General features: G+C 37.2%; 20 protein-coding genes and 1 other annotated feature. Of the genes, 14 read left to right on the top strand and 6 right to left on the bottom strand.

Going from position 1 to position 22,132, the window contains the following annotated elements; translation table 11 throughout:
* Positions 1-12: 12 nt before the first annotated feature.
* Positions 13-756, top strand: a complete 744-nt coding sequence (locus tag P9E47_RS02685) for a YjbA family protein (RefSeq protein WP_004431841.1) — start codon at positions 13-15, stop codon at positions 754-756.
* A 194-nt stretch (positions 757-950) separates the two neighbouring features.
* Here the strand turns inward: P9E47_RS02685 and trpS are convergent, their stop codons facing one another.
* Positions 951-1,943 (bottom strand): tryptophan--tRNA ligase, encoded by a 993-nt coding sequence (trpS, locus tag P9E47_RS02680; protein WP_004431843.1) that lies wholly within the window; start codon positions 1,941-1,943, stop codon positions 951-953.
* 138 nt (positions 1,944-2,081) lie between these two features.
* Positions 2,082-2,254, bottom strand: a binding site (T-box leader).
* A 142-nt stretch (positions 2,255-2,396) separates the two neighbouring features.
* On the opposite strand from trpS, the gene P9E47_RS02675 reads away from it, so the two are divergent.
* The 6 genes from P9E47_RS02675 to P9E47_RS02650 all read left to right on the top strand — a co-directional run bounded on the left by P9E47_RS02675 (position 2,397) and on the right by P9E47_RS02650 (position 9,408).
* Positions 2,397-4,025, top strand: a complete 1,629-nt coding sequence (locus tag P9E47_RS02675) for a peptide ABC transporter substrate-binding protein (protein ID WP_004431845.1) — start codon at positions 2,397-2,399, stop codon at positions 4,023-4,025.
* A 24-nt stretch (positions 4,026-4,049) separates the two neighbouring features.
* Complete coding sequence (gene opp3b / locus P9E47_RS02670) at positions 4,050-4,979, top strand: oligopeptide ABC transporter permease (RefSeq protein WP_004431848.1); 930 nt, start codon at positions 4,050-4,052, stop codon at positions 4,977-4,979.
* Positions 4,979-5,995 carry an oligopeptide ABC transporter permease gene (opp3C, locus tag P9E47_RS02665; RefSeq protein WP_407697163.1) on the top strand — a complete coding sequence of 339 codons (1,017 nt, stop codon included), beginning with the start codon at positions 4,979-4,981 and terminating at the stop codon, positions 5,993-5,995. Before opp3b ends, opp3C begins: the two co-directional genes overlap by 1 nt.
* Positions 5,996-6,006: 11 nt before the next feature.
* Entirely contained in the window at positions 6,007-7,023 is a 1,017-nt protein-coding gene (locus P9E47_RS02660) for an ABC transporter ATP-binding protein (protein WP_326162553.1), read from the top strand.
* A complete protein-coding gene (locus P9E47_RS02655; RefSeq protein WP_326162593.1) occupies positions 7,023-8,006 on the top strand; it encodes an ABC transporter ATP-binding protein in 984 nt (327 codons plus the stop codon). Before P9E47_RS02660 ends, P9E47_RS02655 begins: the two co-directional genes overlap by 1 nt.
* Before the next feature lie 121 nt (positions 8,007-8,127).
* Complete coding sequence (locus P9E47_RS02650; protein WP_326162552.1) at positions 8,128-9,408, top strand: putative glycoside hydrolase; 1,281 nt, start codon at positions 8,128-8,130, stop codon at positions 9,406-9,408.
* 61 nt (positions 9,409-9,469) lie between these two features.
* Here P9E47_RS02650 and P9E47_RS02645 read toward each other — a convergent pair whose 3' ends face one another.
* Positions 9,470-9,661 carry a hypothetical protein gene (locus P9E47_RS02645; protein ID WP_035195740.1) on the bottom strand — a complete coding sequence of 64 codons (192 nt, stop codon included), beginning with the start codon at positions 9,659-9,661 and terminating at the stop codon, positions 9,470-9,472.
* A gap of 338 nt (positions 9,662-9,999) precedes the next feature.
* Between P9E47_RS02645 and spxA the strand changes: the two genes are divergently transcribed.
* Entirely contained in the window at positions 10,000-10,395 is a 396-nt protein-coding gene (gene spxA / locus P9E47_RS02640) for a transcriptional regulator SpxA (protein ID WP_004431868.1), read from the top strand.
* Positions 10,396-10,486: 91 nt separating this feature from the next.
* On the opposite strand, the gene P9E47_RS02635 is transcribed toward spxA, so the two are convergent.
* Positions 10,487-11,146: a TerC family protein gene (locus tag P9E47_RS02635; protein ID WP_004431869.1), complete on the bottom strand. Its 660-nt coding sequence runs from the start codon at positions 11,144-11,146 to the stop codon at positions 10,487-10,489.
* A 262-nt stretch (positions 11,147-11,408) separates the two neighbouring features.
* On the opposite strand from P9E47_RS02635, the gene mecA reads away from it, so the two are divergent.
* The 5 genes from mecA (at position 11,409) to pepF (ending at position 18,429) form a co-directional block, all read left to right on the top strand.
* Positions 11,409-12,101 carry an adaptor protein MecA gene (mecA, locus tag P9E47_RS02630; protein WP_004431871.1) on the top strand — a complete coding sequence of 231 codons (693 nt, stop codon included), beginning with the start codon at positions 11,409-11,411 and terminating at the stop codon, positions 12,099-12,101.
* A gap of 120 nt (positions 12,102-12,221) precedes the next feature.
* Positions 12,222-13,736 carry a cardiolipin synthase gene (gene cls / locus P9E47_RS02625; protein WP_326162551.1) on the top strand — a complete coding sequence of 505 codons (1,515 nt, stop codon included), beginning with the start codon at positions 12,222-12,224 and terminating at the stop codon, positions 13,734-13,736.
* A gap of 92 nt (positions 13,737-13,828) precedes the next feature.
* The gene (locus tag P9E47_RS02620; RefSeq protein ID WP_326162550.1) at positions 13,829-15,022 is read left to right on the top strand and encodes a competence protein CoiA; all 1,194 of its coding nucleotides are present in this window, start codon (positions 13,829-13,831) and stop codon (positions 15,020-15,022) included.
* Between the two features lie 171 nt (positions 15,023-15,193).
* Entirely contained in the window at positions 15,194-16,495 is a 1,302-nt protein-coding gene (gene hcp, locus P9E47_RS02615) for a hydroxylamine reductase (protein WP_326162592.1), read from the top strand.
* 113 nt (positions 16,496-16,608) lie between these two features.
* Positions 16,609-18,429 carry an oligoendopeptidase F gene (gene pepF, locus P9E47_RS02610; RefSeq protein ID WP_326162548.1) on the top strand — a complete coding sequence of 607 codons (1,821 nt, stop codon included), beginning with the start codon at positions 16,609-16,611 and terminating at the stop codon, positions 18,427-18,429.
* Positions 18,430-18,953: 524 nt separating this feature from the next.
* Here the strand turns inward: pepF and P9E47_RS02605 are convergent.
* Complete coding sequence (locus P9E47_RS02605) at positions 18,954-19,841, bottom strand: ClpXP adapter SpxH family protein (RefSeq protein WP_004431884.1); 888 nt, start codon at positions 19,839-19,841, stop codon at positions 18,954-18,956.
* A 196-nt stretch (positions 19,842-20,037) separates the two neighbouring features.
* Here P9E47_RS02605 and pssA point away from each other — a divergent pair, with 196 nt between their 5' ends.
* Positions 20,038-20,736: a CDP-diacylglycerol--serine O-phosphatidyltransferase gene (pssA, locus tag P9E47_RS02600; protein ID WP_004431886.1), complete on the top strand. Its 699-nt coding sequence runs from the start codon at positions 20,038-20,040 to the stop codon at positions 20,734-20,736.
* 27 nt (positions 20,737-20,763) lie between these two features.
* Here pssA and P9E47_RS02595 read toward each other — a convergent pair whose 3' ends face one another.
* Both P9E47_RS02595 and P9E47_RS02590 read right to left on the bottom strand, forming a co-directional pair.
* Positions 20,764-21,414: a lytic transglycosylase domain-containing protein gene (locus P9E47_RS02595; protein WP_004431888.1), complete on the bottom strand. Its 651-nt coding sequence runs from the start codon at positions 21,412-21,414 to the stop codon at positions 20,764-20,766.
* Between the two features lie 2 nt (positions 21,415-21,416).
* Positions 21,417-22,007: a CYTH domain-containing protein gene (locus P9E47_RS02590; RefSeq protein ID WP_004431889.1), complete on the bottom strand. Its 591-nt coding sequence runs from the start codon at positions 22,005-22,007 to the stop codon at positions 21,417-21,419.
* Positions 22,008-22,132: the final 125 nt, after the last annotated feature.

The raw sequence follows: 22,132 nt of genomic DNA, 5'->3' as shown, positions 1-22,132 counted from the left end.
GAGGGGTAAAACATGTTGTATCTGCACGATGTTTGGGTGAATTGGTTTGAAGGAGAAGAGAATGGTTATAATGTTTGTCATTTTCATGAATGGAGAAAAGAGGATACCGTTGAACTTTTAGACCAAACACCGCTGATAAAGGTAGAAACAGTATTATTCCATTATATTGAAAATGATTTATCAGATCTGCCTCAGCAGCTTTTAGAGGATGTGTATCAAAAAAGCTTTGTTCGCAAAAATCATGAACGGATTCAGCTAGACTATTGTTTTATCGTAACAGATGGAGTGGGAATTTTGGCGGTCGATACTTTGGGCTACCATATACCAATTAAAAAGAGCAGACTTATTCCGAGACAAGAGCAGTTAGTGTACGATATGGTTGAGAGCCTTGAGCCTACAATTTATAATTTTGAAGATAGGACAAAGAAGGAATATCATATCCTGTCACCTTCCCCTAAATTGATGAAAGGGCTTACAAGAAAGGAAAGACAGTTAAAACAGTTATTGTTTATGGCACTGGATCAGCTGCATTCAACAGGGAACCCAGCCGAAATTAGATATTGGTATACAGAATGGAATCCTACCAAATACCAAGAAATTCAAAAACAAAATTTCGACGATGTTTGGAACAAATTATATGAGGAAGCGAAGGATGGCTGGACATTAAGACATGAGCATCTTTGTGAACGGCTTGTGAAAGGACAACCTTTTTTCGAAAAGCTTTGGGAATTAGAAAAAGGTACAAAAGTAAATTAGGGCTAGGACGATGGGGTTGTCTTAGCCCTTTTTGCTTTTCCATGTCTAGCTTCAGCGCCCAGCGACTAGTAAACTTCGCCCACCTCCCTACGATAAGTCAACAAGGTGAATCCCTTCGTTCGCCGCCGGATATCCTTTATCTCAGTCGATGTGCTCCAGTTTTGTCGTGCGCTGAACGGGCGCTTCCGCTTTTCTTATTTTCTTGTTTTTCTGCCTAAACCAATAGCTTTTTCTACCTTTTTCATCATTTTTGCTGCTACAGCGTTAGCTTTTTCAGCCCCAAGGTCTAAATATTCATCAAGCTTTTCTGATTCAAGCAGACTATAATATCTCTCTTGAATTGGTTTTATTGTATTAATAACTGTCCCAGCAACGTCCGCTTTAAATTCTCCGTAGCCTTTACCTTCATATTGCTTCTCTAGATTTTCAATAGACTGATTGGAGCAGATTGAATAAATCGTTAATAGGTTGGATACGCCGGCTTTGTTATCTTTATCAAACTTAATAATGCCTTCAGAGTCCGTTACGGCACTTTTAATTTTCTTTTCAATTTGCTTTTCGTCATCAAGCATAGAGATAAAGGCTTTGGTATTTGGATCTGATTTACTCATCTTTTTCGTAGGATCCTGTAGCGACATGATTCTTGATCCTACCTTTGGGATACTTACCTCAGGTATTGTAAAGATTTCATTGTATTTCTTATTAAACCTTTCAGCTAAATCACGTGTTAATTCAAGGTGCTGCTTTTGATCTTCCCCTACTGGTACGATATCGGTTTTGTATAATAGAATGTCCGCTACCATTAATGGTGGATAGGTTAATAATCCTGCAGAAACGGCATCCTTTCCTGCTGATTTATCCTTAAATTGGGTCATTCTTTCCAGTTCCCCGATATAGCTTATACATTGCATAACCCAGCCTAGCTGTGCATGGGCTGGAACTTCTGACTGAATAAATAATGTTGATTTTAGAGGATCGATACCAACAGCTATGTATAGTGCAGCGAGGCTGCGGATATTTTGTTGAAGCTGTTTTGGATCTTGAGGGACGGTTATTGCATGTTCGTCAACAATACAGAAATAACATTGATTGTTCTCCTGTAAATCAACGAAATGCTTCAATGCTCCAAGATAGTTTCCTAATGTGATTGTACCGCTAGGCTGAATGCCGGAAAAAATAATTGACATTTTTTATTCCTCCTTGAATTTTCAATCATTTTAGTATGAATCCAAATTAGAAAGACACGACTTGCCGCCCATAATGGCGGAAGTCGGAGAAAGGATAAAAATTCTGATAGTACAAAAAGGTCCATTCGTCCCGCTATGGTAAGGGACGAATGGACCGTGGTGCCACCCTTGTTATTCTATGTAAGAATCACTTCAATACGCTGCCGGATGTGCTCAAAAGCCCATTCCATATTTTTTCACTGCTTGTTTCCACCAACCACAAGCTCTCTGTAAGCTGCCAAATATGTACTTTTCTTTCTCATTGCAATTACCAATATTAATTTTTGAAATTTGAATTTTATTATAGTAAACCCATCCATAAAAATCAAGCTATTATTTACAGAGTAATAGAATGAAATTGAAATTTAAAGGAAAGGCTACAAATAAAAGGAAAGGTTCATATTGGAGGTTATTATGAAAGGTAAGTGGTTCTTATTGCTTATTTTATCACTTATATTTTCTATAATGTTTTCTGCCTGTGGATTTAAGGGCAACGAAAGAACAAGAACATCAAGTACAGGCCAGATTCTTAATCTTTTAGAGGCTGCGGAATTGCCAACGATGGATACTACACAGGCAGATGATAGTGCATCGTTTTCAGCAATGAATCAAGTCTTTGAAGGATTATTTCGCTTAGGTCCAGATAATACACCGGTCCCAGGAGTTGCAAAAGAAGTTATAAAAAGTAAACAGGGTCACGTACTTACGTTTATCCTAAATGAGGATGCAAATTGGAGTGATGGCTCTAAGGTAACGGCCCATGACTTTATCTATGCTTGGAAAAAGGCGTTAACACCCGAGACCCTTTCTCCTTATGCCTATTTAATGAAACCAATAAAAAATGCAGAGGCGATTATGTCTAAGGGTGATCCTCTATTTGGAAGGATTGAGGAATTAGGTGTGAAGGCCCTTGATAATAAGACATTAGAAGTGACACTTGAAATTCCTGTACCATACTTCATTAGCTTAACATCCTTTCCAACATTTTTTCCGCAAAAACAAGAGTATGTAAAAGAAAAAGGATCAGATTATGCCCTTTATGCAGATAAAATGCTTTATAACGGCCCCTTTTTAATGTCCAATTGGAGTACAAGTGGATGGACTTTTAAGAAAAATCCAGAGTATTGGGATAGAGACATAGTTAAATTAGACCAAATAAATTATCGAGTTATTAAAGATTCTTCAGCGGAAACAAATTTATTTGAAACAGGTCAGGCTGATCGTGCTGGCTTAAGTGCGGAATTAGTGGAACTCTATAAAGACCATCCAGATTTCTTAACTTATAGTGAACCAACAATGTGGTACTTAAAGTTCAATGTAGACCGTATTCCGATCAAACAGCGAAAAGCGATTCAAAGAGCAATCAATAAAGAAGCTTTTGTTACCAATTTATTAAATAACGGTTCCTTGCCTGCCGATTATTTCTTCCCTTCAGGATTTGTAAAAAATCCGACAACAGGCGAGGATTTCCGAAAAAAATATGGCAATATCGTTTCCTATAATGTAGAGGAGGCACAGCATTATTGGCAGGAGGCCGGGTCCCCTACCGTGACATGGGATTTATTAATAAATGACCGTGATGAAATGAAAATGATCGCAGAGTATATTAAAAATCAATTAGAAACAACACTGCCTGGTCTAACAATTAACATTAATGTGCAACCATTCAAACAACGCTTAGCCCTTGATGATGCGATAGATTATGATATTCAGTTTTGGGGATGGGGACCCGACTATCAAGATCCACTAACATTTATGGATCTATGGGTCACAAATGGCGGTAATAATAAAACGAATTACGCGAGTCCGGTCTATGACAACATAATCCGGGAGGCTGTGAATAATCTTGATGATTTAAATGCACGCTTTGAAAGCCTTCAAGATGCTGAAGTTATTCTTCTCAAAGAAGATGCTGTGATAGCGCCATTATACCAACGTGGGCGAGCAGTGTTGCAAAAACACTATGTTAAAGATTTAATTGTCCATCCATTTGGCCCGGACTATAGCTTTAAATGGGCGTATATAGAAAACAAAGATTTTTAGAACATGCGGCGTGGGGGTGTTAAAGTGGTACGTTATTTACTTGGCCGATTTTTTTATATGCTTATTACTTTTTTAATTATCGCAACCCTAACCTTTTTTCTTATGCAAACATTGCCGGGTACACCATTCAATGACGAAAAGCTGACAGAAACTCAAATAGAATTAATGAATCAACGTTATGGGTTAGACAAGCCTGTCGTTGTTCAGTATGTCATTTATATAAAGAATTTATTTCAAGGGGACCTCGGTGTCTCTTTTCAATTTGACGGGCGACCAGTAGCGAAAATTATTGGAGAACGAATTCCCGTCTCCGCCTTTTTGGGCAGTCAGGCTTTACTATTCGGGACTTTGATAGGATTAGTTTTAGGAATTCTTTCCGCCCTTCGCCATAACACGATGATCGATTATGGTGCGATGGTCATTGCCGTTATCGGGTTATCAATACCATCCTTTGTTTTTGCTGGTTTGTTGCAGTATTGGGTAAGTGTTAGGTGGAAGTTGCTCCCTGCAGCATTTTGGGAAAGTTATGAATATACAATTCTCCCTACCATTTCGCTTTCTGTCTTTGTTATCGCCCAAGTGGCTCGGTTTATGAGAACGGAGATGCTTGAAGTTCTCGGACAAGATTATATTATTACCGCTAAAGCAAAGGGTATGAGTCAAGTCGTGATTGTCTTAAAACATACAATTCGAAACGCATTAATACCAGTTATAACAATCTTAGGACCACTTGCAGTGAATATTATGACAGGGTCTTTAGTGATCGAAAAAATTTTCGGTGTGCCAGGTCTTGGAGAACAATTTGTACTATCGATTATGACCAATGATTATCCAGTCATTATGGGGACAACATTATTTTACGCCGCATTGTTTATAGGGATTGTCTTTATTGTTGATGTGCTGTATTGTCTTATCGACCCAAGAATTCGCATAGCTGGAGGTAATCGGGAGTAATGAGGGAGGATAATTACATCATACATAAGGAAATGTTCCAACCAGCGAAAATTGAATCAAGCTATAAAGAAACGATTATACGGGAAAGTCTCACGTTTTGGCAGGATGCATGGATCAGATTGCGAATAAACAAAGGCGCTTTTGCCGGGTTAATTATCATTTGCTCGATCATCTTATTAGCGATCGTTGGTCCATTTTTAAGTCCTTTTTCGTACGATGAACAAGATTTGTCACGGGCCAACTTGCCTCCCAAAATCCCGGTTATAGAGAAAGTTCCCTTCATAGGATTCAGTGGATATGATATTCGTGGAATAGACCAATACGAGAAAAAAGGCATAAAAGACTATCATTGGTTTGGTACAGATCACTTAGGTCGTGACTTATGGACGAGAATATGGCAGGGTACTCGAATTTCACTCTATATTGCTTTTTTGGCAGCGGCCATCGACTTTATTGTCGGTGTTGCATACGGCGGTATTTCCGCTTTTTATGGAGGTCGCATTGATAATATCATGCAGCGTATTATTGAAATACTTGTTGGGATCCCCCATTTGATTGTAGTTATTTTATTAATTCTTGTCCTTAATCCAGGGATATTAACGATTACTTTAGCGATGATTATAACCGGTTGGGTTGGAATGGCAAGGATTGTAAGGGGGCAAATACTGAAATTAAAAGGACAGGAATTTGTATTGGCATCGAAAACCTTAGGTGCAAGTGATAATCGACTGATTTGGAAGCACTTAATTCCGAATACATTAGGCGCCATTATTATTACGACTATGTTCACAGTTCCTACCGCTATCTTTACGGAAGCCTTTTTAAGTTTTATCGGTCTTGGGCTGCGTCCCCCGATTGCATCATTAGGAACGCTTGTAAATGATGGCTTTAAAACAATGCGAATTTATCCGCATATGATGTCGATTTCGTCAGTTGTGATTAGTTTAATTATGATAAGTTTTAACTTGTTGGGCGACGGTCTTCGTGATGCACTTGACCCTAGAATGCGGAGATAGGAGGGGCAGGAATGGATTTTATTTTAGAGGTAAAAGATTTGCATATCTCCTTTGATACCTATGCTGGAGAGCTAAAGGCTGTTCGTGGTGTAGATTTTCATTTAAGAAAAGGAGAAACACTCGCAATTGTTGGGGAATCTGGATCAGGGAAATCTGTTACATCAAAAAGTATCATGCGGCTCATTCCTGACCCGCCGGGGCGTATTGTAAAAGGCGAAGTCTTGTTTGAGGGTAAGGACCTTGTCAAATTAAGAGAAAAAGAGATGCAGACGATCCGTGGTTCGGAAATTTCGATGATTTTCCAAGATCCGATGACATCGTTAAATCCAACAATGACGGTCGGAAAACAAATTGTTGAAGGGCTCGTTAAGCATCAACGACTCGGAAAAATAGAAGCAAAACAGCGTGCATTAGAGTTATTAAAGCTTGTCGGTATTCCAAATCCAGAGATTCGGGTAAACCAGTACCCCCATCAATTTTCAGGCGGGATGAGACAGCGAGTTGTGATTGCTGTAGCCCTTGCTTGTAATCCCAAAGTATTGATTGCAGATGAGCCAACAACCGCACTAGATGTTACGATTCAAGCCCAAATTCTAGATTTAATGAAAGATTTGCAGAAGCAAATGGATACGGCTATTATCATCATTACACATGATCTCGGTGTAGTGGCAAACATTGCTCAGCGTGTAGCCGTTATGTATGCGGGAAACATCATTGAAACCGGTACGGTTGATGAAATTTTTTATCAACCAAAGCATCCCTATACATGGGGACTACTTGCTTCTATGCCAAAGTTGCATACAAAAAAAGGAGAATTAGTAGCCATTGCTGGTACACCTCCAGATTTAGTTTCACCCCCGCTTGGTTGTTCATTCGCTCCCCGTTGCCCCTATGTAATGGAGGTATGTGTAAGCTATATGCCGGATTATAAAAAATCCTCTTGCACCCAGTATGCAGCATGTTGGCTTCAAGATGAAAGGGCTCCAAAAATAGAACCGCCACGGGAAGCCGCAGGAGGTTCAAAATGATGACCAATAAAAATGAAAAACTTGTAGAAGTGAAAAATTTAAAAAAATATTTTAAAGTTGGAAAACATCAAGTATTGCATGCAGTTGATAATCTGACTTTTGATATCTATAAAGGAGAGACGTTAGGCTTAGTCGGTGAGTCTGGCTGCGGTAAATCAACAACAGGGCGTACGATTATTCGACTTTATGAAGCTACCGCCGGAGAAGTTCTTTTTGAGGGAATCAATGTCCACAGAAAACAAACAAAAGAAGATCTAAAAAAACTAAATCGAAAAATGCAAATGATTTTCCAAGATCCATATGCATCATTAAATCCAAGAATGACTGTGATGGACATTATTGCAGAGGGCATTGATATTCATAGATTGGCAAATGATCCCAAGGAACGAAAGGATAAGGTTTATGAATTGTTAGAAACAGTCGGTTTAAATCGTGAGCATGCCAATCGCTATCCACATGAATTTTCGGGCGGTCAGCGTCAGCGCATTGGAATTGCTCGGGCATTGGCTGTAGAACCTGAATTTATTATTGCAGATGAGCCTATTTCGGCCTTAGATGTTTCCATTCAAGCGCAGGTTGTTAATTTAATGCAAAACCTTCAAGAGGAGCGGCATTTAACATACTTATTTATTGCTCATGATTTATCGATGGTGAAATTTATAAGTGACCGTATTGGTGTTATGTACTTAGGGAGTCTCATAGAGTTAGCTGAAAGTGACGAATTATATGATGACCCATTGCATCCTTATACGCAGGCACTTTTATCAGCCATTCCTATCCCGGACCCTATAGTAGAGCGTTCGCGGCAACGGATTGTTCTGCAGGGGGATTTACCCAGCCCTATTAATCCACCAACAGGGTGTCGTTTCCATACCCGTTGCCCGCATGCTATGGATGTTTGTATCACACATGAACCAAAATGGTTTGAAGTAAAAGATAAACATTGGGCTGCTTGTCACTTGCATGATCTAAACAAGTTTTGAATATACTTTACTAATCGTAAACAAGCTGGTATGTGAAAAAATAGAAATATGTCAAATAATAATGAATCGTGTCAAAAACTCCCCTATAATAAAGAGAGAATAAAGAGAATGGAGCATAACAATGGGAAAACGAGTAGGAGAAATGAAATTTGCGTATTTTTTATTTTTTTTGATGCTTTTCACGGGGGTATTTTCTACTAGTGCTTTAGCTGAAGGAGACCATTTGGTAGCCAATTTCCACTCCAAAAAACTTAGTTCTGTTAAGAAAGTGGAATTGCCAAGAGCTTTGCCTCGATTTAAATATGATTCTGGGTTATCCTTTCCATACCCTGATGCAGTAAGAGGTGTCTATATGACAGCCCATACAGCAGGCGGTTACAAAAATTATCTTGATTATCATTCAGGCGTTTCGACAAATCTATATTCTTCAGGTAAAAATTTTGCTGGAATAATGAATTTAATGGATACGACTGACTTGAATGCCGTTGTTATAGATATTAAAGATGATTGGGGAAATCTTACTTACATGCCGCAGTCGGATTCACCGTTAGCATCAATTGGGAAACCATATATAAAAAATCCGCGTGAAATGCTCGAGCTTTTTGAAAAAAAACAAGTATATCCAATTGCAAGGATTGTAGTGTTTAAAGATACAGTTTGGGCTAAGCAAAGGCCGGATCTATCATTTACAGAAAATGGAGCAGTTTGGAAAAATGGTCGAAATGAGTCTTTTGTTAATCCTTTTTTGAAGGAAGTATGGGATCATAATGTTCAAATAGCAATCGATGCAGCCAAACTTGGATTTAAAGAGGTTCAATTTGATTACGTTCGTTTTCCGGAAGGATTTGAAAAGCGGGATCAAACATTGACCTATAGTATGGGGCAATATAAAGATATAGAATTGGATAATATTCAAAAACGGGTGCAAGCCGTTACTGATTTTGTAGCTTACGCAAAGGAACAGTTAAAGCCATATGATGTAGATGTTTCTGTAGATATCTTTGGATATACAGCAACCTTACCGGAGGCACCGGGAATCGGACAAAATTTCACAAAAATATCTGAGCATGTAGATGTAATATCATCGATGATTTATCCTAGCCACTGGACTTCTTATTTTGGAATTTCTAAGCCGGATCTCGAACCCTATCGATTAGTGACGGAATATACAAAGGTTGAGAATGCTAAGTTAATGAAATTAGAAAATCGTCCAGTTTCACGTCCGTGGATTCAGGATTTCACCGCTTCTTACCTTGGCAGGGGAAATTATTTGAATTATGGTAAAGCCGAGGTTGAAGCGCAAATTAAAGCCTTAAATGAGAATGGAATTTCTGAATTCTTATTATGGGATGCTGCCAATACGTATACAACTGGTGTAGATTATACTCCATTAAACAAATAAAGAAGAAGGCGGGAAGTCCACCTTCTTCTTTTACCATTGTCCTGCGCTTCCGCTTTTCTAATTATCGTTTGCCGCCAACAAGCTTCCAGCCTGCTTGTGTTTTATGTGTTTGGTCTGAATGCAAATCTTTTCTGCTTCCACCAAAAAAGCGATATCCAATAAAATGTGATATGTGACCATTTAAAGCAGTAATTCCCACGATTAAACCTGCCACAATGACAAAATCAATAATGTATCCAACTACCACCAACATTACCCCCAATTTTCTGTCCTTATTTATTATTTTATAAAATCTTTACATAAAAGAAAAGGGAATTAGCGAAATTGTAATAAATAGTTTTGCTTTTTATGTTTTAAAAATATAGAAAACGGGAAAAAAAGAAGTGGAAAAAAATTTTTTTCCATTTTACGAAACTATTTCAAGTATAAAACGTATATAAATTGTCTACAAATTTTGAACAATTTCTTCTTTAAAACTATATATTTCTTATAAGATTTATTGTATAATGGTTCTATACTTAATTTAAAATAATTTTAAAGTAATAGTCAGTGTTTATATAAAAATTTTAAAATCTGAATGGAGTGACATGAATGGTAACATTATTTACATCGCCAAGTTGCACATCATGCCGTAAAGCGAAGGCGTGGCTGGAAGAACATGAGATACCATATAAAGAAAGAAATATCTTTACTGAGCCATTAACAATTGAGGAAGCAAAGCAGATTTTGAGAATGACTGAGAATGGAACGGATGAAATAATCTCAACTAGATCAAAGATTTTCCAAGAACTTGATGTTGATTTAGAAACAATGCCATTACAAGATCTATTTAAGCTTATTAGTGAAAACCCGGGACTATTAAGACGTCCAATTATTATTGACGAAAAACGCCTTCAGGTTGGGTATAACGAAGATGAAATTCGCCGTTTCCTGCCAAGAAGAGTTCGTACATTTCAATTACTTGAGGCCCAGCGCTTAGTAAACTAGAAAAGCGGAAGCGACCATTAAGCGAAGTTTACGAGTCGCTGGGAGCTGGACAATCATTTATAGTCTAACCAAAAAGAAAAAACTTCTACGATTATTTTGTAGAAGTTTTTTTTATTAATCCTGCAAGAAGGACAAATACAATTGTAATTAATGGTATAATATAGTAAGAGAAACTATACGTTTCTAAAAAAGGTTGAATTCTTTCTTCATGTGTTATCATTTTTCCGGCAGTTAAGGCAAGAATTCCAGCACCTATGTAAATGATAATTGGAAAACGCTCCATAAATTTTAAGATAATCTTACTACCCCAGACGATGATGGGTATAGAGATCAATAAACCAGCGACAACTAAGATGATTTTTCCGCCGGCAGCACCAGCAACAGCCAAAACATTATCAAAGCCCATCACAAGGTCAGCAACAACAATTGTTCGTACAGCTTGAAAAAGAGTAGTACCACCTCTTATTTTATTAACATCGTCGCCGTCTTCAGTCAGTAAATTGTAAGCTATATAGATGAGGAACAGACCGCCAACTAGCTGTAAAAAAGGAATCATTAATAGATAAACGGCTATAATTGTAAGCGCGATCCTAACAATGATTGCTAGTCCAGTTCCAAGTAAGATCGCTTTGTTTCGCTTATCCACTGGCAGGTTGCGGCAGGCAAGTGCGATAACAATGGCGTTATCTCCGCCAAGGACGATGTCAATGCCAATAATAATAAGTATTTGACTTAAAAGTTCGAGATCCAAAAAAATGCCCCCTTGTCCTTTGTCACAAAATTCACTATAAGACATTATTTCATAACAGTCAAGAATGGTTTAAAGCCTGTTTTTACTATTTTGGCATTTTTTATTTCCCTTATGATTCTTTTTATCATAAAATAGAAGTACAAGGTTACTTCCATCTTAAATTGGGCATCTTGTTTCTATAACTATCATTTTTTAGAGCATTAGCTCGGGGGTTAGGTAGTCCCTTCAGAAAATAAAATTAGACGAGAAGGGAGAGAGATGAATGGAAATCGAAAGAATTAATGAGAATACGGTTAAGTTTTATGTTACGTATCGTGATATTGAAGATCGAGGCTTTGATCGTGATGAAATATGGTATAACCGTGAGCGAAGTGAAGAATTGTTTTGGGAAATGATGGATGAAGTAAACAATAGTGAAGAATTTACAATAGAAGGACCTTTGTGGATTCAAGTTCAAGCACTTGAAAAAGGCTTAGAAATCGTAGTCACAAAAGCGCAGGTTTCGAAGGATGGACAAAAGCTTGAGTTGCCGATAGGTAATGAAAAACATATTGATTTAACGATTGAGGATAATATTGAGTCTTTCTTTGAACAATCTAATCAAGAAGATGGAGAGTACCAAGGTTTCCCGTATGATGATGAATATCATGAAGATGAAACAGTACGTTTTCTCATTGGATTCCATGATTTTGAAGATCTCATTAGATTAAGCCATAGTATAGACTCAGAGGGTCTTATAAGCAGCTTGTATCATTTTGATAGTAAATACTATTTATATATTGGGTTTGATGAAGAAATGTTGGAAGAAGAAAATGAAGATGATATATTATGCCAAATCCTTGAATTTGGCTTTGAATCCCGGTTATCGATACATCGCATTCAAGAATATGGGAAAGAAGTTATGGAAAGCAATGCATTGCAGCAAATCAAACAACATTTCCCACTTCTAAAATAATCATCGGTTTCACTTTTTGTGAAACCTTTTTTTATTCCTAGAAAACAATAATTAGTGGGAAAGCTTTCAAATCTTCGCTATAATTTATAGAATATCATCAATGTTTAAAGGAGTAGCATTATGAAGAAAAGGCTGCAAATTGCAATCTTTATCATTGGACTAACAATTGCTTTAGTGCTTACCCATAATTATTGGGAAGGATGGTTGCTCGGAAGCTTTAGTATTTTGATTTCAATTTCAGCATTGTTTATTGGATTTTTCATTTTTTTGGAGAATCGTAATCCTCGTGCTACGATTGCGTGGGCGGTAGTACTTGCGGTCTTTCCGATCTTTGGCTTCATTTTTTATTTGTTGTTTGGCCGCAATTATCGCCGAGAAAGAAAAAGGTATGAGAAAAAGGCATGGTTGGATGAGCAAGCTTTCTCCAAAATCGAAGGAAACCGGCAAATCAATGAGGAAGAGCTTAATAAGATGGGGGAACACCAACAAAAGTTGTTCCGGCTGGCCCATCGTTTAGGGAAAAGCCCGATTTCTTTTTATACTGAGACAAAGGTTTTAACTAATGGAAATGATACGTTTAAAGCCATTCTTGAAGCAATGAGAAGTGCAAACCACCACATTCATTTAGAATTTTATATTGTTCGCGATGATGAACTCGGAAATGAAATTAAAGATATTTTAATTGAAAAAGCAAAATCAGGGGTTGCAGTTCGCTTTTTATATGATGCCGTTGGTTCATGGAAGTTATCAAAAAACTATATTAATGAACTTAGAAACTCAGGAGTGGAAATAGAGCCATTTTCACCGGTTAGATTGCCTAGCCTGAACAATCAAATTAACTTCCGTAATCATCGAAAGATTTGTGTTGTGGATGGGAACATTGGTTTTGTTGGCGGATTAAATATTGGCGATGAGTATTTAGGTAAAAATGAATATTTCGGCTTTTGGCGCGATACCCATCTTTATGTGCGGGGTGAAGCGGTGAGAAGTTTGCAGCTTATTTTTCTGCAGGACTGGTATTATACAACCGGTGTGACACTGTTAACTCCTATCTATCTCTCTCCGAATTTAGTGGAAGATGAAGAATTTGGGGGTGTCCATTTATTAGCTGGTGGACCTGATAATGATTGGAATGTAATAAAAAATGTTTTCTTTGCAATGATTACGTCAGCAAAAAAATCGATCTGGATCGAGTCCCCGTATTTTATTCCCGATGATGATATATTGTCTGCGTTAAGAGTGGCTGCCTTATCAGGAATTGATGTTAAGGTCATTCTCCCAAGCAAGCCGGATAAACGTCTTGTTTTTTATGCGTCTAGATCCTACTACACAGAGTTATTGGAAGCGGGAATTAAAGTATATGAATATAGCAACGGATTTTTACATAGCAAAATTATCATCGTTGACCAAGAGCTTGCCTCTATTGGCACATCCAATATGGATATGAGAAGCTTCCATTTAAATTTTGAAGTAAATGCCTTTTTATATAGGACAAAAAGTGCTGAGGCGCTTGTTAATGATTTTCTCAATGATATCGAAAATTCAAACGAAGTATTATTAGCAAAATATAAGGAACGCCCAAAATTACAACGCCTCCATGAATCCACCGCCCGCTTGTTTTCACCTTTACTATGATTTCAAGATGTATAGATAGCAAAAAAACATAAAAATATTGCAGGAAAACTACTTCTTTTGTCGAAATAAGATGACAGAAAGGAGTGGTTTTTTTGTTATTAGCGATAACGGAAGCTGGCCGAACAATTTCCTTAGTTGAAAAATGGGAAAAACAAGAGCTGCTTAACATTACCGAAAACGAACGAATACTTTGTCCCGCCTGTAAAGAAAAAGTCCAATTGAAAACAGGAAATAAGCGAATATGGCATTTTGCCCATATATCAAAAAAGAATTGTGAAACACAGCTTGAAAATGAATCTGAATACCACTTAAAGGGAAAAATTCAGCTTTTTGATTGGTTAAGAAACCAAGGGATCAATGTTGAGATGGAAAAATACCTACCCAAAATAAAACAGAGGTCAGATTTATTTGTGACGTGGAAAGACCAACACTATGCGCTCGAATTTCAATGTTCCACTATTGAAAGCACTGTATTACTTAAACGAACAAAAGCCTATCTTCGTGAAAATATTACCCCAATTTGGATTTTAGGTGGAAACCGCTTAAAAAGAAGCTCCGAAAACATTCTAAAACTCACTGCATTTGACCTGCTTATGACAAACTCATCACACAGCAAAACGCTCACACTTATCTATTATTGTCCCGCAACTAGGCAATTTTCTATTGTATCATCGCTGACCCCGTTTTCTCCAATAAACTTTTTGGCTTCCGTTGACTTTTTCTTACCCACCCGAATTTGTTTTTCTAAAATAATAAATACGGGAAGGGTGTATAAAATTCCAAGTGACCCTATCTGGCTTTCAATGAAAAGACGATGGCGAACAAACTCCTATTTATTTGCTGATGATTCCTTTAAAAGAATATTTTATGGAAATGGACTTCCACTTAGTTTGGTTCCTAGCGAAGCAGGAATTCCAGTAGAATCAATGATTTGGATTAGAACGGAGCCCATCATTTGGCAAGGTTGGATTTTACTTAAATTTATCATACCCCTTAAGGTTGGTGCGGGCCTGTCTTTTCAAGAAATATTTCAAAGCTTTAAAGCTAAGGTCCAACAGGGCTTTTTTGCATTAAGGCAGCTTCCTTTCTTAAATGATAGCCATTATTCCTTTGCCATTATGGATTACTTACAACAATTGGAGAAACTCGGTGTTATTGAAAGAGATTTTAGGGAACGATCCAGTTTTCGAAAAATAGCTGAATTGACTGTTCCTAAAAATGTAGAGGAGGCATGTAGACTTGATAAAATGGTCCTTATGAAACTATATAAAAAGAGTAATATTTAAATTATGTAAAGTATAGAAAATGTGTCCAATTTTCGAACGTTGGTTTAACTGTGACTTGCATCACACTCCCTAATGAATAAGTTCATATATGATAACGGTGTGATGTTTGTCACTGTGATTTTCATCACACTGATGTTGTAAATATGGGAATATAAAAGGGAGTGTGTAATGATGTATTGTCACCAATGTATGCAAGTTGCACCAGGCGGCTGTAAAGTGGTTGGAGTATGTGGAAAGGATGAAACAATTGCAAGCTTGCAAGATATCATGATTTTTGGATTGAAGGGAATTGCAGCTTATCGCACCCATGCAAGACAACTAGATTACATAGATGAGTTTGTTGATCGAACTACCCATGAAGCATTATATATGACTTTAACAAACTCAAACTTTAATGTTCAAGAGCATATCAACATGGCGATGCAGGTGGGCCAGGCTGCGGTAAAAGTAATGGATTTACTTGACAACGCTCATGTTAATCGACTAGGTATTCCGGAGCCTGTACGTGTTTCTCAGAACAAAATTGAAGGGAAATCCATCGTTGTAACTGGACATAATCTTTTTGCATTGAAAGAACTATTAATACAAACTGAAGGCAAAGGCATCAATGTTTATACACACTCCGAAATGTTGCCGGCACACGGTTATCCAGAACTTAAGAAATTCAGCCATTTAAAAGGAAATGTCGGGAAGGCTTGGTATGATCAACGCCGTTTATTCGAAGAATTTCCAGGCGCGATCCTTGCTACAACGAACTGTGTTATGCCAATTAAAGGAACTTATGCTGACCGTATGTGGTCTTATGAGGTTACTGGCTTGGAAAATGTTGCTAAAATCACAAATGATGATTTCAGTCCATTAATTGAAAAAGCTCTGGAATTACCCGCAGCCCATATTGATTCTAAGGAAACTTTATTAACAGGTTTTCACCATGAAACTGTTATCGGATTAGCACCCGAAGTGATCCAAGCTGTAAAAGATGGTAAGATCAAGCGTTTCTTCGTTATCGCAGGCTGTGATGCACCGGGAAAAGGCGGAGAATATTATCGTGAACTTGCTACGTCACTGCCAAAAGAAACCGTTATTCTAACAACATCATGTGGGAAGTTCCGTTTCAATGATGTTGATTACGGCTATGTCCCAGGAACGAAAATCCCACGTTATATAGATTTGGGACAGTGCAATAACTCCGGTTCCACAGTAAAAATAGCTCTTGCCTTAGCTGATGCTTTCGACTGTGAAGTTAATGAATTGCCTGTAAGTATTGTGTTATCTTGGTTTGAACAGAAAGCGGTTGCGATTTTACTGGGGTTATTTAGCCTTGGAATCAAGGATATTCGCATTGGACCGAAAGCTCCAGCCTTCATCAATGAAGGTGTACTCGATGTATTAGTAAATACGTTTGGATTAAAACTAATCGGAGATGCAAAAGAGGATATGGAAGCGATGTTGGCATTATCCGCTGCAAATTAATTTATTTAGAAAAAGCACCTTAGGTGCTTTTTTTACATTCATCAAAAGTTTTATTTTTCACCTCGAATGATATACTATTTATATGGGAAAAATTTTCATATGGAGGTATTATCATGACTGAACAAGCGAAGCCTAAATCCTTGCCAAAGCGTAGTGAATTAGCGGTCGAAGATACATGGCGGTTAGAAGAGATTTTTCCGTCAGATGATGATTGGGAAAAAGAGTTTAAAGCAATCAAAGAATTAATTCCGTCAATTGAAGAATATCGAGGTAAACTTGGAGAATCAGCTGAAACTTTATATAAAGCATTAGATACACAATATGAGATCTCCAAAAGGTTAGGAAAGTTGTATACGTATGCCCATATGCGCTATGACCAGGATACAACAAATACGTTTTATCAAGGTTTAAACGACCGTGCTGAGAATTTATTTACACAGGCAGGCAGCGCTTTCTCCTATATCGATCCAGAAATTCTATCTTTGGATGAGGCCAAAATCCAGTCCTTTATTAACGAGAATAATGATTTAAAGCTGTATAAGCATATTTTAGATGAACTGAATCGCAGCCGTCCCCATATCCTTTCAGCAAGTGAAGAAGCAATTCTTGCTGAGGCTTCAGATGCTTTAGGAAATGCTAGCACAACATTTGGAATGCTAAATAATGCGGATATTAAATTCCCAACAATTAAGGATGAAGATGGGCACGAAGTTGAAGTAACCCATGGACGATATGTCCGCTTTTTGGAAAGCAGTGACAGACGCGTAAGAGAGGATGCCTTTAAAGCCGTTTATAATACATACGGTAAATTCAAAAATACATTTGCAAGTACACTAAGCGGTAATATAAAAAAAGATAGCTTTTATGCTCGGGTTCGTCATTACGGAACGGCCCGCCAGGCTGCTTTGGACAGCAATAATATACCGGAAAGCGTCTATGATACATTAGTGAATACGATTCACGAACATTTACCGTTATTACACCGCTACGTAGCTTTAAGGAAAAAAGTCCTTGGTGTTGATGAACTTCATATGTATGATCTATATACACCACTTGTAAAAGATGTAAAAATGGAAATTCCATACAATGAAGCAAAAGATATTGTATTAAAAGGTCTTGCGCCAATGGGAGAAGAATATCAAGGTATTTTACAAGAAGCTTTCGATAACCGCTGGATTGATATTCATGAAAACCAAGGGAAGAGAAGTGGAGCTTATTCCTCAGGAACATATGGAACAAATCCGTATATCCTGTTAAACTGGCAGGATAATGTCAATAATGTCTTTACGTTGGCACATGAATTAGGACATTCTGTTCACAGCTATTATACAAGAAAGTCTCAGCCGTATCCGTATGCAAACTATTCAATCTTTGTAGCAGAAGTCGCTTCTACATGCAACGAATCATTGCTTAATGATTTTATGCTGAAAAATGAAGACGATAAGCAGAAGAAGCTCTATATTTTAAATCATTATTTAGAAGGCTTCCGTGGGACGGTCTTCCGTCAAACGATGTTTGCTGAATTTGAACATCTTATTCATGAAAAGGCACGTGAGGGCGAAGCATTGACAGCAGATTTATTTTCATCCTTGTATTTTGATCTAAATAAGAAATACTTCGGTAATGATATTGTAGTTGATGAGGAAATTAGTCTGGAATGGGCAAGAATTCCGCATTTTTATTACAATTATTATGTTTACCAATATGCAACTGGCTTTAGTGCAGCGGCGGCCTTATCCAAGCAAATACTAGAGGAGGGTGAGCCGGCAGTAAAACGCTATATCGATGAGTTTTTAAAAGCGGGAAGCTCAGATTATCCAATTGAGGTATTAAAACGTGCTGGGGTAGATATGACTTCAAGTGAGCCAATTGAACAGGCACTTAAGGTGTTTGAGGAAAAACTGACTGAAATGGAACAGTTATTAAATAGTTAATTCATTATCAAAAAGGGGCTGCTACAGTCCCTTATCCTTTTAGTGATTTTCGCCGGTTACCCCCTCTAAAGCGGTTGCGGTTATTCCAACAATGAACGGTAAATAAAATTGAAAGAAACATCGGGATGACAGAAAAGAAGAACGGTATGATCCTCATTAGTCCCAATAAGTAAATGCAAAAGGAAACAAAAACAAAAATGAACGCAAGGATAAACAGAAATTTATTCATTGTACAAAACCTCCTCCATTATTATCCTATGTCGTACTGTAATAAATTTATTCTTTTTAGAAAGTGACAGTTTTGTGAAATACGTAACAAAGTTATTGTGCATTAGGTCGAAAATTGTTAATATAAGTTTGTAAAGTTAATCACAAACAAACATAACCCCTTTGTTTGACCGTGAAACTTTCTCCCACCCCCCTGTCGAATGAGACATAAAAAGAAGGTTAGGCATCCCTCCTAGCCTTCTTTTTATTTCCCTTTATTCAAAAAAATGATTGAGAGCCATCATGTCTGAATGGTCTCAATCATTACTTTTTAAATATCTCCAAAATGTTCCGTATTTTACAGGAACCCGCTCAACCGCTTGTTTTAAAAGCAACTTTTTCATCTCTTTTTCAACTTCCTGACAGGATAAATTATAGACAACAGCAATTTCTTTTGTTGCAACAAACTTAAAATAGGCCAAAAAATCCTGAAGAGGAGGCAGAGTTCGCGACATTAGCTTTCTTTGTAAAATTTCCTCCAACACCTGAACATATATTTCGTAAGGATAAGCTCCGGAAAGCTTAATCCCTTCCTCTTCAATATTTTCATTATTGAAGAAAACAAAGGTAGGGCTCTCGTCAACATCCATCTCCCTTGTAATTTTTAAATCGCATTGAAAGGCTTTACAGGCGGCTTCAGAAATTAAGTCCTTCTTAAATTCCTCTACATCAAGACCGGCATCCCGTGCAATACTAATCAGGATCTCCTTCTTTGTAATATTTTGTTTTTCAAGAAAGAGTACTTCCTGCAGCTTTCGTAAAAACCTGAGACCAGCTTTTTTTCCTTGAAGTTCGGCAGCCTTCACTGCCACTGAAGCTGTCGATGGTTTCGAAATAGGATCTTCAAACCATACATCTCCATCACAGGACATGCCTGACCTCGTTGCTGTCCGTTCCCAAAGCTTTGCGATTTCAGATGGGGCTTTTTTTGAAATATTTAAAGACGTTAAACGTCCTGTTAATACGTGCCTAATACTTATTTTATCGCCAAATTCTATTAGTAATTTTTTTAGAACAGGTTCTAATGCCCAACATTCGGGACATAGAGGGTCAATAAACACATAAATTTCGATAGGTTTGATATAGAAGTTTTTCCAGCTGCTGTTTGTAGATTCATTTTTGCTGGTACCCGAACTGTTAAGCATGAATATCTCCTTTCTGTTCAGGAAATGATACTTATATTTTAGCAATGCAAGTAGGTTCGGGCAAATATTGTGCTTCTGAAGATTTTTCCATTGTTTAGGGTTTTAGACAAGATTGTTTTTGAAGTTAAATGTTATAATATGACTTGGACTATATTATGGTAATTGAAACTATTATTTCGGAGTGTGAGAGTTGATTATGCGATTAACGAAAAGCATCCCCAATATGTTTACATTGGGCAACCTGTATTGTGGTTTTCTGTCAATCGGTTTTGCCGCCAAAGGGGAATTTAAAAATGCAGCAATATTAATATTAATTGGGATGATGCTTGATAGTATGGATGGGCGATTGGCAAGAATGCTAAAAGCGGATAGCGCATTAGGGAAAGAGCTGGATTCCTTAGCGGATATCGTAACATTTGGTGTGGCCCCATCTTTTTTAGTTTACTATACATATTTTTACCACTTTGGGCACTTGGGTTTAATTGTAACCGGATTATTCCCGTTATTTGGAGCTTATCGGTTAGCAAGATTTAATATAGGCTCTAGTAAATCGTCTCTACATTATTTCATTGGGGTACCAATTACTGCAGCGGGGGGAATTCTGGCATTATTAACTTTGTTTGGAGATAGAATCCCCAATATTATTACGTCCGTCGTATTTACGGCTTTATGTTTTTTAATGGTTAGTAGAATTAGAATTCCAAGCTTGAAGGAGGTTCCGTTACCAAAGTATGGTACGATTGTTACGATTTTTATCGGTTGTCTATTATATGTAATTTATACGAAAACGTATGAGAAATTTCCTTATCTTATTTATTTTGCCGCTCCGCTTTATATAGCCTATTTGGCGTATCGTTTTATTAAAGGAAAGCATAGAAGAGAAGATATCGATTAAAAAAAGCGGCCAGCGGGCCGCTTTTTTTTATGAAAAATAGGAATTCGTAACCTTTTTTACGTAAGCTTGAGTTTCTTTAAAAGGCGGGATACCATTGTATTTATCAACATTTCCTGGGCCGGCATTATAGGCAGCCAGTGCAAGCTTTAAATCACCATCGTACTTATCCAACATTTTTTTTAGGTATTTTGTCCCGGCTTCAATGTTTTCTTTTGGATCATACACATTTACTACACCAAGCCATTTTGCTGTGGCCGGCATAAGCTGCATTAAGCCCGCAGCACCCGCTTTGCTTTTAGCTAATGGGTTGAAATTTGACTCATGTTTAATAACAGAGTGAATCAGATTGGCATCAACTCCATATTTTGCAGCAGCCTTTTTGATTATTTCCTCATAATTGGATTGGACATTTGTCTCTTTTACAGCTGGAAATGAATAATTTTGTATTTTAAAATTCGGCTGCAGCGCTTGAAGCTCTTTTAATGCCAAATTGGTTGGATGGTCTTTATCTTCTGAAACGATTAGGGAAGCCGGATGTTCTTGCAATTTAGAAATCTCTAATTGAAGAAGATCTGAAAAAGGATCATTGCCTTCTTCTGTAATAGAAGCACTTTGATTAAAACTTCTTAATGCCTGAATCTCCATTAATGTTTTTAAATGATTAACATCTATTTTCATATCTAGTCTTCCTTTTTTCCTTTTAATTCAAAAAAACGTTGTATTTTATTTTTAGTTGTTCTCAATGGGATATTATTTTGCTTCAAGATTTTGAGGAATTTTTCTTTTCCTGTGACTGGGTCTTTAACTTCATATTCTAGCTCATAATCTTCGTGTTCTAAATAAAAGCTATGATCAAGAACAAGAATATTATCATTGTCAATAATTTCAATTCTGTCAGTTTTTAAGGCCCCCAAGTAATAAAGTTCATCAGGGGTAATTCCCAAGGTTGCAATCGCCTCTTTTACAGTACCATCAACCATCTTTGTCACTTCACTGTTTAGCAGGCTAAAAGCCTGTGCTTCTGTTAATTCTTGATGGGTTTCGAGTAAGCCTTGTTCATGGGGCTGTTTTAATGTAAGAATATACTTGTCCTGTTTTTTTCGTATTCTAAGAGCGGAGTGCTTGTCTCTCAACGAAAAATTTACAGTGTCAAAATAATAATTTTCTTGACTTATAAAATCTTTTGGCGTTACATTGAATTCTTTCATTAATAGCTCAAATTCGTTTTTTGTAAGTAGATTTTTAAATTCTATTTCTATTTCTTGTACCATAAAAAAACTCCTAAATAGTAGGTTGTAGACATACAATTCATATTATGCGGTATAATGGTTTTAAAATCAATTGAATTAAAATGGTGGGGGTTATGTGATAAACTATTACCAAAATTACCTTAATT

Source organism: Schinkia azotoformans, assembly GCF_035811335.1.
GTDB lineage: Bacteria > Bacillota > Bacilli > Bacillales > Bacillaceae_J > Schinkia > Schinkia azotoformans.
Note: the sequence above shows the minus strand (reverse complement) of the source record. Positions and strands in the feature narration are given on the sequence as shown.

What these genes read in the sequence shown, in the direction of transcription:
- P9E47_RS02685 (WP_004431841.1), top strand. Translation starts at nt 13, where the DNA reads ATGTTGTATCTGCACGATGTTTGGGTGAATTGGTTTGAAGGAGAAGAG.
- trpS (WP_004431843.1), bottom strand. Translation starts at nt 1,943, where the DNA reads ATGTCAATTATTTTTTCCGGCATTCAGCCTAGCGGTACAATCACATTA.
- P9E47_RS02675 (WP_004431845.1), top strand. Translation starts at nt 2,397, where the DNA reads ATGAAAGGTAAGTGGTTCTTATTGCTTATTTTATCACTTATATTTTCT.
- opp3C (WP_407697163.1), top strand. Translation starts at nt 4,979, where the DNA reads ATGAGGGAGGATAATTACATCATACATAAGGAAATGTTCCAACCAGCG.
- P9E47_RS02660 (WP_326162553.1), top strand. Translation starts at nt 6,007, where the DNA reads ATGGATTTTATTTTAGAGGTAAAAGATTTGCATATCTCCTTTGATACC.
- P9E47_RS02655 (WP_326162593.1), top strand. Translation starts at nt 7,023, where the DNA reads ATGACCAATAAAAATGAAAAACTTGTAGAAGTGAAAAATTTAAAAAAA.
- P9E47_RS02650 (WP_326162552.1), top strand. Translation starts at nt 8,128, where the DNA reads ATGGGAAAACGAGTAGGAGAAATGAAATTTGCGTATTTTTTATTTTTT.
- P9E47_RS02645 (WP_035195740.1), bottom strand. Translation starts at nt 9,661, where the DNA reads ATGTTGGTGGTAGTTGGATACATTATTGATTTTGTCATTGTGGCAGGT.
- spxA (WP_004431868.1), top strand. Translation starts at nt 10,000, where the DNA reads ATGGTAACATTATTTACATCGCCAAGTTGCACATCATGCCGTAAAGCG.
- mecA (WP_004431871.1), top strand. Translation starts at nt 11,409, where the DNA reads ATGGAAATCGAAAGAATTAATGAGAATACGGTTAAGTTTTATGTTACG.
- cls (WP_326162551.1), top strand. Translation starts at nt 12,222, where the DNA reads ATGAAGAAAAGGCTGCAAATTGCAATCTTTATCATTGGACTAACAATT.
- hcp (WP_326162592.1), top strand. Translation starts at nt 15,194, where the DNA reads ATGTATTGTCACCAATGTATGCAAGTTGCACCAGGCGGCTGTAAAGTG.
- pepF (WP_326162548.1), top strand. Translation starts at nt 16,609, where the DNA reads ATGACTGAACAAGCGAAGCCTAAATCCTTGCCAAAGCGTAGTGAATTA.
- P9E47_RS02605 (WP_004431884.1), bottom strand. Translation starts at nt 19,841, where the DNA reads ATGCTTAACAGTTCGGGTACCAGCAAAAATGAATCTACAAACAGCAGC.
- pssA (WP_004431886.1), top strand. Translation starts at nt 20,038, where the DNA reads ATGCGATTAACGAAAAGCATCCCCAATATGTTTACATTGGGCAACCTG.
- P9E47_RS02595 (WP_004431888.1), bottom strand. Translation starts at nt 21,414, where the DNA reads ATGAAAATAGATGTTAATCATTTAAAAACATTAATGGAGATTCAGGCA.
- P9E47_RS02590 (WP_004431889.1), bottom strand. Translation starts at nt 22,007, where the DNA reads ATGGTACAAGAAATAGAAATAGAATTTAAAAATCTACTTACAAAAAAC.